General features: G+C 71.2%; 10 protein-coding genes and 2 pseudogenes. 9 read left to right on the forward strand and 3 right to left on the reverse strand.

Features of this window, described 5'->3' with window-relative positions:
* Nucleotides 1-151 precede the first annotated feature (151 nt).
* From AC5Y6Y_RS25645 to pdxT, 4 genes and pseudogenes are all read left to right on the forward strand, one after another.
* A pseudogene (locus tag AC5Y6Y_RS25645) lies at nucleotides 152-407 on the forward strand (DDE-type integrase/transposase/recombinase); the annotation flags it as partial.
* A 209-nt stretch (nucleotides 408-616) separates the two neighbouring features.
* A complete protein-coding gene (pdxS, locus tag AC5Y6Y_RS25650; protein ID WP_473140368.1) occupies nucleotides 617-1,519 on the forward strand; it encodes a pyridoxal 5'-phosphate synthase lyase subunit PdxS in 903 nt (300 codons plus the stop codon).
* Between the two features lie 9 nt (nucleotides 1,520-1,528).
* A complete protein-coding gene (tesB, locus tag AC5Y6Y_RS25655) occupies nucleotides 1,529-2,365 on the forward strand; it encodes an acyl-CoA thioesterase II (RefSeq protein ID WP_463824955.1) in 837 nt (278 codons plus the stop codon).
* On the forward strand, nucleotides 2,362-2,958 hold the full coding sequence (gene pdxT / locus AC5Y6Y_RS25660; protein ID WP_463824956.1) for a pyridoxal 5'-phosphate synthase glutaminase subunit PdxT: 597 nt from the start codon (nucleotides 2,362-2,364) through the stop codon (nucleotides 2,956-2,958). Before tesB ends, pdxT begins: the two co-directional genes overlap by 4 nt.
* A gap of 98 nt (nucleotides 2,959-3,056) precedes the next feature.
* Here pdxT and AC5Y6Y_RS25665 read toward each other — a convergent pair whose 3' ends face one another.
* A complete protein-coding gene (locus AC5Y6Y_RS25665; RefSeq protein WP_473140369.1) occupies nucleotides 3,057-7,115 on the reverse strand; it encodes a PE family protein in 4,059 nt (1,352 codons plus the stop codon).
* A 276-nt stretch (nucleotides 7,116-7,391) separates the two neighbouring features.
* Here AC5Y6Y_RS25665 and AC5Y6Y_RS25670 point away from each other — a divergent pair, with 276 nt between their 5' ends.
* Nucleotides 7,392-8,147, forward strand: a complete 756-nt coding sequence (locus AC5Y6Y_RS25670; RefSeq protein ID WP_463824958.1) for a YebC/PmpR family DNA-binding transcriptional regulator — start codon at nucleotides 7,392-7,394, stop codon at nucleotides 8,145-8,147.
* A gap of 6 nt (nucleotides 8,148-8,153) precedes the next feature.
* Here AC5Y6Y_RS25670 and AC5Y6Y_RS25675 read toward each other — a convergent pair whose 3' ends face one another.
* Entirely contained in the window at nucleotides 8,154-8,648 is a 495-nt protein-coding gene (locus AC5Y6Y_RS25675) for a DUF2617 family protein (RefSeq protein WP_463824959.1), read from the reverse strand.
* A 94-nt stretch (nucleotides 8,649-8,742) separates the two neighbouring features.
* On the opposite strand from AC5Y6Y_RS25675, the gene ruvC reads away from it, so the two are divergent.
* From ruvC to AC5Y6Y_RS25695, 4 genes are read left to right on the forward strand one after another with little or no spacing between them, the layout of a single operon-like run.
* The gene (ruvC, locus tag AC5Y6Y_RS25680) at nucleotides 8,743-9,297 is read left to right on the forward strand and encodes a crossover junction endodeoxyribonuclease RuvC (protein WP_463825431.1); all 555 of its coding nucleotides are present in this window, start codon (nucleotides 8,743-8,745) and stop codon (nucleotides 9,295-9,297) included.
* Nucleotides 9,294-9,884 carry a Holliday junction branch migration protein RuvA gene (gene ruvA, locus AC5Y6Y_RS25685; protein WP_463824960.1) on the forward strand — a complete coding sequence of 197 codons (591 nt, stop codon included), beginning with the start codon at nucleotides 9,294-9,296 and terminating at the stop codon, nucleotides 9,882-9,884. Before ruvC ends, ruvA begins: the two co-directional genes overlap by 4 nt.
* The gene (gene ruvB, locus AC5Y6Y_RS25690) at nucleotides 9,881-10,918 is read left to right on the forward strand and encodes a Holliday junction branch migration DNA helicase RuvB (RefSeq protein ID WP_463824961.1); all 1,038 of its coding nucleotides are present in this window, start codon (nucleotides 9,881-9,883) and stop codon (nucleotides 10,916-10,918) included. The genes ruvA and ruvB overlap by 4 nt, the downstream gene beginning before the upstream one ends.
* An 11-nt stretch (nucleotides 10,919-10,929) precedes the next feature.
* Nucleotides 10,930-11,319 (forward strand): DUF1304 domain-containing protein, encoded by a 390-nt coding sequence (locus AC5Y6Y_RS25695; RefSeq protein WP_473140370.1) that lies wholly within the window; start codon nucleotides 10,930-10,932, stop codon nucleotides 11,317-11,319.
* A 42-nt stretch (nucleotides 11,320-11,361) separates the two neighbouring features.
* Here AC5Y6Y_RS25695 and AC5Y6Y_RS25700 read toward each other — a convergent pair.
* Nucleotides 11,362-12,604: pseudogene (locus AC5Y6Y_RS25700) on the reverse strand (PE family protein); the annotation flags it as partial.

Below are 12,604 nucleotides of genomic sequence, written 5' to 3' on the forward strand. Positions count from 1 at the left end.
CTTTCAGGGCTTGGTGCCACACCTTGGTCATGTCATCGATCCAGGCCCAATACAGCGACGGGTCCTCCCGAGGCGGCGGCGCCTCATCACACAACTGCTCGAACATACGTTCGATTATACCAAATTCTGCTGACTCAGACTTCTGTGATGTCTCGGGACCATCTTCCGCGAGGCCGGCGTGGCTCGACTGGAACCGAAGAAGAAGCCTCGGGTCGGCGTGGCGGCGGTTCGTCTATCCGGCCCCGAATGCGTGCTGGCAACTCGACGGCACCGAGTACGTTCTGACCGGCGGACGCACGTGCGTGATCCTGTAGCTCATCGACGACCACTCTCGCTTTGCCGTCGCCTGGCACGTGGCGTGGGGTGAGACCGCCCAGGCCGCGATCGCCGTCTTCGTCAAGGCGGTCATCAACCGTCACCGATGTCTTGATATAGAACTGACACCGATGTCCTGAGACATCACACTCACTCAAACTTTCTGGCCGAGCCTTGTGGGTAGGTGGTAGATGAAGCCCGGCCCGAATCAGCCGAACGCGGGTGACGCAGCCCCGCAGCGGGAAACCGATTTGTCGCGGACCACTAGACTGGACCCCTGAATCGAGAGTCGAGGAGAGTAGTGGAGACCCAGCAGAACGGGGCCCAAACCGGAACCGCCCGGGTGAAACGGGGCATGGCAGAGATGCTCAAGGGCGGCGTCATCATGGATGTCGTCACCCCAGAGCAGGCCCGGATTGCCGAAGGCGCCGGCGCCGTCGCAGTGATGGCGCTGGAACGGGTGCCCGCGGACATCCGCGCCCAGGGTGGGGTATCGCGGATGAGTGACCCCGACATGATCGAGGGCATCATCGATGCGGTCACCATTCCGGTGATGGCCAAGGCCCGGATCGGGCACTTCGTCGAGGCGCAGATACTGCAGAGCCTCGGGGTGGATTATGTCGATGAATCCGAGGTGCTTACCCCGGCCGACTACACCCATCACATCGACAAGTGGAACTTCACCGTGCCGTTCGTGTGCGGTGCCACCAATCTGGGTGAGGCGTTGCGACGCATCACCGAGGGTGCGGCGATGATCCGATCCAAGGGCGAGGCCGGCACCGGCGACGTCTCCAACGCGACCACGCACATGCGCGCCATAGGCGGTGAGATCCGTCGGCTCACCTCGTTGTCCGAGGACGAATTGTTCGTTGCCGCAAAGGAATTGCAGGCGCCCTACGATCTCGTCGTGGAGGTCGCCCGCGCCGGCAAGCTGCCGGTCACGCTGTTCACCGCCGGCGGCATCGCGACCCCGGCCGACGCCGCGATGATGATGCAACTCGGCGCCGAGGGCGTGTTCGTCGGCTCGGGGATCTTCAAGTCCGGCGATCCGGCCCAGCGGGCCGCGGCGATCGTCAAGGCCACCACCTTCTATGACGATCCCGACGTGCTGGCCAAGGTGTCGCGCGGCTTGGGCGAAGCGATGGTCGGCATCAACGTGGAGGAGATCGCGGAGCCGCATCGCCTGGCCCGACGCGGCTGGTAAGAACTATCCGTGGCGATCGAAGAGATCCTCGATCTCGAGCAGCTCGAGGTCAACATCTACCGCGGTAGCGTGTTCAGCCCGGAATCGGGATTTTTGCAGCGCACCTTCGGCGGTCATGTGGCCGGTCAGTCGCTGGTCTCGGCGGTGCGCACGGTCGACCCGCGCTATCAGGTCCACTCGCTGCACGGCTATTTCCTGCGCCCGGGAGACGCCAAGGAACGCACGGTCTTCATCGTCGAGCGGACCCGCGACGGGGGGTCGTTCGCTACCAGGCGGGTCAACGCGATCCAGCACGGCGAGATCATCTTCAGCATGGGTGCGTCGTTCCAGACCGACCAGGAAGGCATCAACCATCAGGACGCCATGCCTGCGGCGCCGCCACCGGATGGACTGCCCGGCCTGAACTCGGTGAAGGTATTCGACGACGCGGGGTTCAAGCAGTTCGAGGAGTGGGACGTCTGCATCGTGCCGCGGGAGAACCTGAAGCTGTTGCCCGGCAAGGCTTCCCAGCAGCAGGTGTGGTTCCGGCACCGCGACCCGCTGCCCGACGACCCGGTGCTGCACATCTGTGCGCTGGCCTACATGAGCGACCTGACCCTGCTGGGCTCGGCGCAGGTCAACCATATGGAGGAACGCCAGCACCTGCAGGTGTCGTCGCTGGATCATGCGATGTGGTTCATGCGGGCATTCCGCGCTGACGAATGGCTGCTCTACGATCAGTCCTCGCCGTCGGCCGGCGGGGGCCGCGCGCTGTGCCAGGGCAAGATCTTCAACCAGAGCGGCGAGATGGTGGCCGCGGTGATGCAGGAGGGGCTGACCCGCTTCAAGCGTGACTACCGGTCGTGAGCCCGCCGCGGATCGGGGTGCTTGCGCTGCAGGGCGACACCCGCGAACATCTGGCCGCCCTGCGTGAAGCCGGCGCCGACGCGCTGACGGTGCGCCGCCGCGCCGAACTCGACGCGGTGGACGGGCTGGTGCTTCCGGGTGGGGAGTCCACCGCAATGAGCCATCTGTTGCGTGATTTCGACCTGCTCGAGCCGCTGCGCGCGCGGCTGGCCGACGGGCTGCCGGCGTACGGGGCGTGCGCCGGAATGATCCTGTTGGCCACCGAGATTCTCGATGCCGGAGCCGACGGCCGCGCCGCGCTGCCGTTGCGGGGGATCGATATGACGGTGCGGCGCAACGCCTTTGGACGTCAGGTCGATTCATTCGAAGGTGATATCCCGTTCGAGGGGTTGGATTCTGCGGTACGTGCCGTGTTTATCCGGGCACCCTGGGTCGAGCGGATCGGCTCGGGCGTGCGGGTGCTGGCCCGAGCGGCCGGGCACATCGTGGCGGTACGCCAAGGTGCGGTGCTGGCGACGGCGTTCCACCCGGAGATGACGGGAGACCGGCGGGTGCATCGGTTGTTCGTCGAAATGGTCGAGGGCCGCCACTAGGTTCAGAGCACCGGCCGCATGATTCACACGACTCGAAGAGCGGCATCGCCGCAGCGGCAACCCCAGACGACGACTACGCGGCGGATAAATCGACCGGACTACGGGGTTCCATCGATGCCGGGCGAGCCGGGTGGTGTACCGGCGCCCGCAGCTCCACCGCTGCCGCCAACGGCGTTGGCGGGGTTGCCGAAGTTGGTTGCGTTGCCGCCGTCGCCGCCGTCGCCGCCCGCGCCCGCGCTGCCGGTCCCGCCGTTGCCGCCGGCGCCCGCTGTGGCGGTCACCGTGGACGCCGCGTTGTTGATGATCGCCGCACCGCCATTGCCGCCGTCACCGCCGGTGGCCCCGTTGGTCCCGGCGGCCCCGTCACCGCCGGTGGCGGTGCCCAAACCCTCGGTGTATGCGTAGCCGCCGTTGCCGCCGTTGCCGCCGCCGGTAGTCCCGGTGCCGCCTGCCGCGCCGTTGGCGCCGACGGCGTTGACCACCGAGCCGTGATTACGAATGATCGTCGAGCCGCCGTCGCCACCGTCGCCGCCGCGCCCGGCGGTGCCGGTGCCGCCTACCCCGCCCGCACCCGCGGTGACCTGCCCGGACCCTTGGGTCTCGGCGTAGCCGCCGTTGCCGCCGTTGCCGCCGGTGGCCCCGTTGGTCCCGGCGGCCCCGTTACCGCCGGTCGCGGTGCCTGACCCGGCGGTGCTCGCGTTGCCGCCGTTGCCGCCGTGGCCGCTACCGGTGGTGCCGGTGCCGCCTGCCGCGCCGTTGGCACCGGCCACGTTGAGCGCCGACGCGCTGTTGAGGATGGTCGCCGAGCCGCCGTTGCCGCCGTTGCCGCCGCGCCCGGCGGTGCCGGTGCCGCCTACCCCGCCCGCACCCGCGGTGGCCTGTCCGGACCCTTGGGTCTCGGCGTTGCCCCCGTTGCCGCCGTTGCCGCCGGTGGCCCCGCTGGTCCCCGCGGCCCCGTTCCCGCCAGTGGCGGTGCCTGACCCGGTGGTGAACGCGTTGCCACCGTCGCCACCGTTGCCGCCGCCGGTGGTGCCGGTGCCACCCGCGGCGCCGTTGGCGCCGGCCGCGTTCAGCGCCGAGGCGCTGCTGGTGATGACCGCCGAGCCGCCGTTGCCGCCGTTGCCGCCGCGCCCGGCGGTGCCGGTGCCGCCCACCCCGCCCGCACCCGCGGTGGCCTGCCCGGACCCGGAGGTCGTGGCGCTACCGCCGTTGCCGCCGTTGCCGCCGGTGGCCCCGCTTGTCCCGGTGGCCCCGTTCCCGCCGGTGGCGGTGCCTGACCCATCGGTGAACGCGTCGCCGCCGTTGCCGCCGTGGCCGCTACCGGTGGTGCCGGTACCGCCGGCGGCGCCGTTGGCACCGACCGCATTGGCCGCCGACGCGCTGTTGAAGATGGACGCCGCGCCGCCGTCGCCGCCGTTACCGCCGCGCCCGGCGGTGCCGGTGCCACCCAGCCCGCCCGCACCGGCGTTCACCTGCCCGGACCCGAAGGTCGTGGCGCTACCGCCGTTGCCGCCGTTGCCGCCGGTGGCCCCGCTGGTCCCGGTGGCCCCGTCGCCGCCGGTGGCGGTGCCTGACCCGGCGGTTTCGGCATTACCGCCGTTGCCGCCGTTGCCGCCGCCGGTGGTGCCGGCACCGCCAGCGGCGCCGTTGGCGCCGGCCACGGTGTGCGCTGACGCGCCGTTGGTGATGAAGGCCGAGCCCCCGTCGCCGCCGTTGCCGCCGCGCCCGGCGGTACCGGTACCACCGACCCCGCCCGCACCTGCGGTGACCTGCCCGGACCCGCTGGCTCTGGCGTCGCCGCCGTTGCCGCCGTCACCGCCGGTGGCCCCGCTGGTCCCGGCGGCCCCATTACCGCCGGTGGCGGAGCCCGACCCGGAGGTGAACGCGTAGCCGCCATTGCCACCGTCGCCCCCGCCGGTGGTGCCGACACCGCCAGCGGCGCCGTTGGCGCCGACCACGTTAAGCGCCGACGCGCCGTCGTAGCTGGCCGCCGCGCCGCCGTTGCCGCCGTTGCCGCCGCGCCCGGCGGTCCCGGTACCGCCCACCCCGCCCGCACCCGCGGTGACCTGACCGGACCCGTAGGCCTCGGCGTTGCCACCTCTGCCGCCGTTGCCGCCGGTGGCCCCGCTGGCCCCAGCCGCCCCGTCGCCGCCGGTGGCCGTGCCCGACCCTAAGGTGGTCGCGTTGCCGCCCTTGCCGCCGTCGCCGCCGCCAGTGGTACCGGTACCACCCGCCGCGCCGTTGGCGCCGACCGCGTTGCCTGCCGACCCGCCGTGGAAGATGGCCGTCGAGCCGCCGTCGCCGCCGTTTCCGCCGCGCCCGGCGCTGCCGGTACCACCCTCCCCGCCCGCACCCGCGGTGACCTGCCCGAATCCGGACGTCGTAGCGGTGCCGCCGGCGCCGCCATCGCCGCCGGTGGCACCGTTGGTCCCGGCCGCACCGTCACCGCCGGTGACCGTGCCCGACCCTGTGGTGTACGCGCTGCCGCCGTTGCCGCCGTTGCCGCCGCCGGTCGTGCCGGTACCACCCGCCGCGCCGTTGGCTCCGACGACGTTGACCGCCGACCCGCCGTTGTAGATGGACGCCGAGCCGCCGTCGCCGCCGTTGCCGCCGCGCCCGGCGCTGCCGGTACCACCCACCCCGCCAGCACCTGCGTTGGCCTGCGCCGACACCCCGTGGGCCTCGGCGTAGCCGCCGGCGCCGCCGTTGCCGCCGGTGGTCCCGCTCGTGCCGGCGCCGCCGGCACCGCTGGTGGCATCACCCGATCCGTAGTTGTTCGCGTCGCCGCCCCTGCCGCCGTCACCGCCGGCGCCGCCGACACCGGGCGTCCCGCCCTGGCCACCATCGCCACCGGTCACGGCAGCCGCAGTAGTCAGGCTCACCGATCCACCGTCGCCGCCGCGGCCCCCCGCACCCCCGGTCCCCAAAGATCCGCCGGTCCCACCGGTACCTCCGGTACCGGCCGCCCCCCCGGCGCCCGCAGCACCGCCCTGCCCGCCGGTGCCGCCGGTACCGCCGGTCACCCCCGTCGCCGCGCCGTCGGCGCCACGCCCACCGTCCCCGCCAATACCGCCTTGTCCGCCCGAGCCATTAGTACCCCCGACGCCGCTGTTCCCGCCCGTGCCACCGGCCCCACCCGCGCCTCCGGAAAGCCCGGTAGCACCAGTCCCGTCACCGAGCACACCGCTGGCGTCGGCGCCAATAGCGCCGTTACCGCCGACCCCGCCCTGCCCACCCGTGCCGGCCGCGCCTGCCACACCGCCCCCGGACCCGCCTGCACCACCGGCACCGGCCGCACCCCCGGTGCCCCCGCTGCCCCCGGCACCCCCGGCCGCACCGGCAGCCGAAGCACCGTCACCGCCTAAACCACCCGTACCCCCGCTACCGCCCATGCCGCCGCTACCGCCATTACCAAAGAACAACCCGTGCGCACCACCAGCACCACCCTGGCCACCGGCCCCACCAACCGCCCCAGACACACCTGCCGCGCCACTACCCGCGACCGCTGACGCCCCCGTGCCACCGTTTCCACCCATCCCACCGGCCCCACCGGCCCCGCCCTGACCGAAGAAGAATCCACCCGCACCGCCTGCACCACCATTGCCGCCCGCCGTGCCTGCCACACCCGCTGCACCGTTGGCGCCCGCACCACCGTCGCCACCCCGGCCCCCAGTGCCGAACAACCCCGCCGACCCGCCCGCTCCACCGTTTTGCCCGGCCGCCCCCGCCGCACCGCTTCCGCCGTTGCCGAACAACAAGCCACCGTCACCACCGCGACCCCCCGCCGTAGTGGCGCTGGCTCCATCACCGATCAATGGCCGTCCCAGCAACGCCTGCGTGGGCGCATTGATCACCCCGAGGAGCAACTGCTCAATGCTGGCGGCCTCCGCCGCGGCATACGCCTGACCGGCCCCGGCCAAGGTCTGCAAAAACTGCTCATGAAACCCCGCCGCCTGCGCACTCAAGGCCTGATACTGCTGCCCGTGCGCCCCGAACAGGGCCGCGACGAGCGCCGACACCTCATCACCAGCTGCCGCCGCCAACTGCGTCGTGGTCGCCGCGGCCGCAGCGTTCGCTGTCTGCACCGCCGCCCCGATGCCGGACACGTCACCGGCCGCCGCCGCCATCAACTCAGGAACAGCAAACACATACGACATCGACGACCCTCACCTTCACGACACGATCCCCAGGCCCGTCCGGCGATCATTGGCGCGAAGCGTAACCCGTGCATTGCAACCCGTTCGTCAATTTGCTGGAACTGCTTTGTGCGAGTGTCGCGCCGACAATACGAGCGGACACCACCCCACCGATTCAGGGTTACGGGGTAGCGGTTGCGTGGCGGTTGTCCCGGCGGAGGTGGATCAAGCCGGGCGAATCAGGCGCCACGTAGACTCGATGGGCGAACTTTTCAGCGAAAGAGGTAAGTCAGAGTCATGAGCGGCCATTCCAAGTGGGCCACCACCAAGCATCAGAAGGCCGTCAAAGACGCCCGCCGCGGCAAGGAATTTGCCCGGCTGATCAAGAACATCGAGGTCGCCGCCCGCACCGGCGGGGGAGACCCGGCGGGTAACCCGACGTTGTACGACGCCATCCAGAAGGCGAAGAAGACCTCGGTGCCCAACGACAACATTGAACGGGCCCGCAAGCGCGGCGCTGGTGAGGAAGCCGGCGGCGCCGACTATCAGACCATCATGTACGAGGGCTACGGACCCAATGGTGTTGCGGTACTGATCGAATGCCTGACCGACAACCGCAACCGCGCGGCCGGCGAGGTCCGGGTGGCGGTCACCCGCAACGGCGGCAATATGGCCGATCCCGGGTCGGTGTCGTACCTGTTCACCCGCAAGGGCATCGTCACCCTGGAGAAGAACGGCCTCACCGAGGACGACGTGCTGACCGCCGTGCTGGAAGCCGGGGCCGAGGACGTCAACGACCTCGGCGACAGCTTCGAGGTGATCTCCGAACCCACCGACCTGGTCGCGGTACGCACCGCCCTGCAGGAGGCCGGTATCGACTACGAGTCCGCGGAGGCCAGCTTCCAGCCGTCAGTCAGTGTGCCGGTCGACGTGGAGGGCGCCCGCAAGGTGTTCAAACTGGTCGACGCGCTGGAGGACAGCGACGACGTGCAGAACGTGTGGACCAACGTCGATCTGTCCGACGAGGTGCTGGCCGCGCTCGACGAGGAGTAACTGCGGTTAGGGGTGCCACCGGCTCGCGGTGTGCACCACCATCCCGCCGGCCTCGGTGGGGTACAGGTGCCAGGTCCGCCACCGCCATCCGGCGCCGTCGGGCTCGGCGGCCAGTGCCGTCAGTGCGGCGTCGTCACCCGGGAACACCCCGCCCAGCCAGCCGGTTTGACCTGCGCACTGGGTCCGCAGTTCGCGCGCAAGCGCGCGGAATCCGGCTGCGTCATGCCCTTCGATATGTGAGCGCAGGGTGTAGCCGGTTGCTTCGGAGCGCTCGGGCAGATTGCCGCCGGCAGTGCAGGACACCTGCTCGGAGAACCGGAGGCCGCCGTGCTCGGCGACCACGACATGCGACGCGCCCAGCACGCCAAGCAACAACGCCCCGCCGCGCGGATGGTCCAATCGACAGGTCGCCAGCGGGTTGGGGGCGGCCTCGTTGAGTGTCAATCCCAACCGTGCTCCGGATACGTCGGCCGGGGTGACGGCTAGCTGGTGGAGCGGCACGGTTCACAACCTACCCAGCGTGTCCCTGGCCGACGATGTCACCGGCACCGGTTACGCTATCGAACAGCTGTTCGGTGCGACGTGGGGAGCTGTGGTGCGGGTGATGGGCGTCGATCCCGGGTTGACGCGATGCGGGCTGTCCCTGGTGGAGAACGGGCGCGGGCGGCAGATCACCGCGCTGGACGTCGACGTGGTCCGCACCCCGTCGGGCGAGCCGTTGCATCGAAGGCTGCTGGCCATCAGTGACGCAGTCGAGCACTGGCTGGACACCCACCATCCGGACGTGCTGGCCATCGAGCGAGTGTTCTCCCAACACAATGTGTCGACGGTGATGGGCACCGCGCAGGCCGGTGGCGTGATCGCGCTGGCAGCGGCCAAGCGCGACATCGAGGTGCACTTCCACACGCCTTCAGAGGTCAAGGCCGCGGTGACCGGCAACGGCGCCGCCGACAAGGCGCAGGTTACTGCCATGGTCACCAGAATCCTTGCGCTGCAGGCAAAGCCGACGCCGGCCGACGCCGCCGATGCGCTGGCGCTGGCCATCTGCCACTGCTGGCGGGCGCCGATGATTGCGCGGATGGCCGCGGCTGAAGCGCTGGCTGCGGAGCATCGGCGCGCCTACCAGGCCAAGCTGAAGGCCGCCCGATGATCGCGTCGGTACGCGGTCAGGTGCTCCTCGTGGCGCTGGATCATGCGGTCATCGAGGCGGCCGGCGTCGGGTACCGGGTGAATGCGACGCCGTCGACGCTGGCCACGCTGCGGCAGGGGAGCGAAGCCCGGTTGATCACCGCCATGATTGTGCGGGAAGACTCGATGACCCTGTACGGGTTCTGCGACGGCGAGACCCGGGACCTGTTCCTGACGCTGCTATCGGTGTCCGGGGTGGGGCCGCGCCTTGCGATGGCGACCCTGGCCGTGCATGACGCAGCCACCCTGCGGCAGGCGCTGGCCGACGGTGACGTCACCGCTCTGACCCGGGTGCCCGGCATCGGCAAGCGCAGTGCCGAACGGATGGTGCTGGAGCTGCGCGACAAGATCGGCGCGGTGAGCTCGGCCGGCCCGGCGGCCGCCGCGAACGGCCACGCGGTGCGCGGTCCGGTAGTGGAGGCGTTGATCGGCCTGGGCTTTGCGGCCAAGCAGGCCGAGGAGGCCACCGACAAAGTGCTGGCTGAGCACCGGGAGGCCACCACATCGACGGCCTTGCGGGCCGCGCTGTCGCTGCTGGGCAAGAAATGAGCGACGACTTCGACGAGCGCGACGTGGCCCCGACGCTAGCCGTCGGCGAGGGCGACATCGACGGCAGCCTGCGGCCGCGTTCGCTGCGCGAGTTCATCGGGCAGCCGCGGGTCCGCGAGCAGTTGCAGCTGGTCATCGAGGGTGCCAAGAACCGGGGCGGAACTCCCGATCACATCCTGCTGTCCGGGCCACCCGGACTGGGTAAGACGTCGTTGGCGATGATCATCGCCGCCGAGCTGGGATCCTCGTTGCGCGTCACGTCGGGTCCCGCCCTGGAGCGGGCTGGTGACCTGGCCGCGATGTTGTCCAACCTGGTCGAGCATGACGTGCTGTTCATCGATGAGATCCACCGCATCGCCCGGCCCGCAGAAGAGATGCTCTATCTGGCCATGGAAGACTTCCGGGTCGACGTGGTGGTCGGCAAAGGTCCGGGGGCGACATCCATTCCGCTCGAGGTGGCCCCCTTCACTCTGGTCGGCGCGACCACCCGGTCCGGGGCGCTGACCGGCCCGCTGCGGGACCGGTTCGGTTTCACCGCGCACATGGACTTCTACGAACCCGCCGAGCTGGAACGGGTGCTGACCCGCTCGGCCGGAATCCTGGGCATCGAGTTGGGCCGCGAGGCCGGTGCGGAGATCGCGCGCCGCTCGCGCGGGACGCCGCGGATCGCCAACCGGCTGTTGCGCCGGGTCCGCGACTACGCCGAAGTGCGCGCCGACGGTGTCATCACCCGCGATGTCGCCAAGGCGGCGCTGGAGGTGTACGACGTCGACGAACTGGGCCTGGACCGGCTCGACCGGGCGGTGTTGTCGGCGCTGACCCGCAGCTTCGGCGGCGGGCCGGTCGGGGTGTCCACGCTGGCGGTGGCGGTCGGCGAGGAGGCCGCGACGGTGGAGGAGGTGTGCGAGCCTTTCCTGGTACGCGCGGGCATGGTGGCACGGACACCACGCGGCCGGGTAGCGACCGCGAAAGCCTGGACGCACCTGGGCATGACGCCACCGGCGGGAGTCAACCAGCCTGGACTGTTCGACTAGGAGGACGTGAGATGGTCACTGCCGCTCTGGTTTTCGCCGCTCTGGCTGCGGTGCTGCACGTGTACATCTGGACCATGGAGTCGTTCACCTGGACGTCGAAACGCACCCGCGCGACCTTCGGCACCACCGCGGAGGAAGCCGAAACCACCAAGCTGCTGGCGTTCAACCAGGGCTTCTACAACCTGTTTCTGGCCGTCGTCGCCGGTGTCGGCATCGTCTTGGTGCTGCTGGATCGCCGGGTCCCTGGCGCCGCGTTGATTTTCGCGGGCGTGGGGTCGATGGCGGCCGCTGCGGTGGTGCTGCTGATCTCGGCGCGCGATAAGGCGCGGGCGGCGGTGACGCAGGGTTTATTCCCGGTGATCGCGCTCGGCCTCCTGGCAGCCTCGGTTGCGCATCCCTAGCGGAGTGTCTGCAGGTCTCGCCGTAAGGGTGGCCAGCCGGGGTCAGCTGGACCGCCCGGGGAGACCGGCGGTGGTTTCGGTGGGGCCGTACGCATAGCCATTACCTCCGCCGCCTCCCATGCCCGGTCTGGTGCCGCCGTTGCCTCCATAAAGGTTGAAGCTATCAGCGGCACCCACTCCGCCCTCCCCGCTCTTCGACCCGGTTTCTGCGCCGCCGTGACCATTGCCGCCGGGCGCACCGACTGCGGGTGGCACACCCTGAACCCACCCTGCCGCACCGCCGCCGCCTCCGCCGCCGTTGCCGCTAGTAGCCCCGGCCCCACCGCTGCCGCCGACGCCGCCCATAGAGAGCTGGTAGGTGGCGTTTCCACCGTGGCCACCGTTTCCTGCGACACCGCCGGGACCTCCGGCCGCGCCACCTCCACCGCCACCTCCTGCGTATGCTCCGTTGCCGGCCGACGCGCCGGCGCCGCCGCCGCCGCCGCCCCCGCCATTTCCGCCAGTGGTGCCGGTGGCGGTCCCACCTCCACCGCCGCCTCCGCCGCTGCCCCCACCGGCAAGAGCGTTGGTGGCCGAGTTGAGGGCCGGTCCGCCGGTACCGCCACCGCCGCCCTTGCCTCCGGTTCCTCCGATTGCGGAGCCGCCTCCGCCATTGCCACCGTCCCCGCCGGCGCCACCGCCGCCGGCGCCGCCCCCGGATGCGAAACCGAACGCGGTGGCGGTGTTCGAGCCGCCGTTGCCTCCGTTGCCGCCTTGGCCGCCGTTGCCGCCGTTGCCGCCCAGGGTGTTACCGGCGCCGGGTGTTCCGCCGTCGCCGCCTCTGCCGCCGTTGCCGCCCATGCCACCGCGGGCGCTGGCGGTGCCGGTGGTGCCGGTGTTTTGGCCGCCGTTGCCGCCGTCGCCGCCTTGGCCGCCGTTGCCGCCTTGGCCGCCGTTGCCGCCGCCGGTGCCGTTGATGCCGTCGCCGCCGGTGCCGCCTTTACCGCCTTGGCCGCCGGTGCCGGCGTTGCCGCCGGCGGTGGGGGTGGTTGCGGTGGTTCCGGTGGTGCCGGCGGCGCCTTGGCCGCCGTCGCCGCCTTGGCCGCCGTTGCCGCCGGTGCCGTTGGAGCCGGTGGTGGCGTTGTCGGGGGCGGCGCCGGCTGCGCCGGCTTTGCCGCCGGTGCCGCCTTGGCCTCCGGTGGCGCCGGCGCCGCTGGTGGTGCCGGTGTTGGTGCCGCCCAGGCCGCCGGTGCCTCCTTCGCCGCCGTTGCCGCCGTTGCCGGCTTGGCCGCCGCCGACGCCGCCG

It is taken from the genome of Mycobacterium sp. NGS24 (genome assembly GCF_059813065.1).

Coding starts and splice junctions, on each gene's coding strand:
- AC5Y6Y_RS25665 (WP_473140369.1), bottom strand. CDS start 7,115: ATGTCGTATGTGTTTGCTGTTCCTGAGTTGATGGCGGCGGCGGCCGGT.
- AC5Y6Y_RS25670 (WP_463824958.1), top strand. CDS start 7,392: ATGAGCGGCCATTCCAAGTGGGCCACCACCAAGCATCAGAAGGCCGTC.
- ruvA (WP_463824960.1), top strand. CDS start 9,294: ATGATCGCGTCGGTACGCGGTCAGGTGCTCCTCGTGGCGCTGGATCAT.
- ruvB (WP_463824961.1), top strand. CDS start 9,881: ATGAGCGACGACTTCGACGAGCGCGACGTGGCCCCGACGCTAGCCGTC.
- AC5Y6Y_RS25695 (WP_473140370.1), top strand. CDS start 10,930: ATGGTCACTGCCGCTCTGGTTTTCGCCGCTCTGGCTGCGGTGCTGCAC.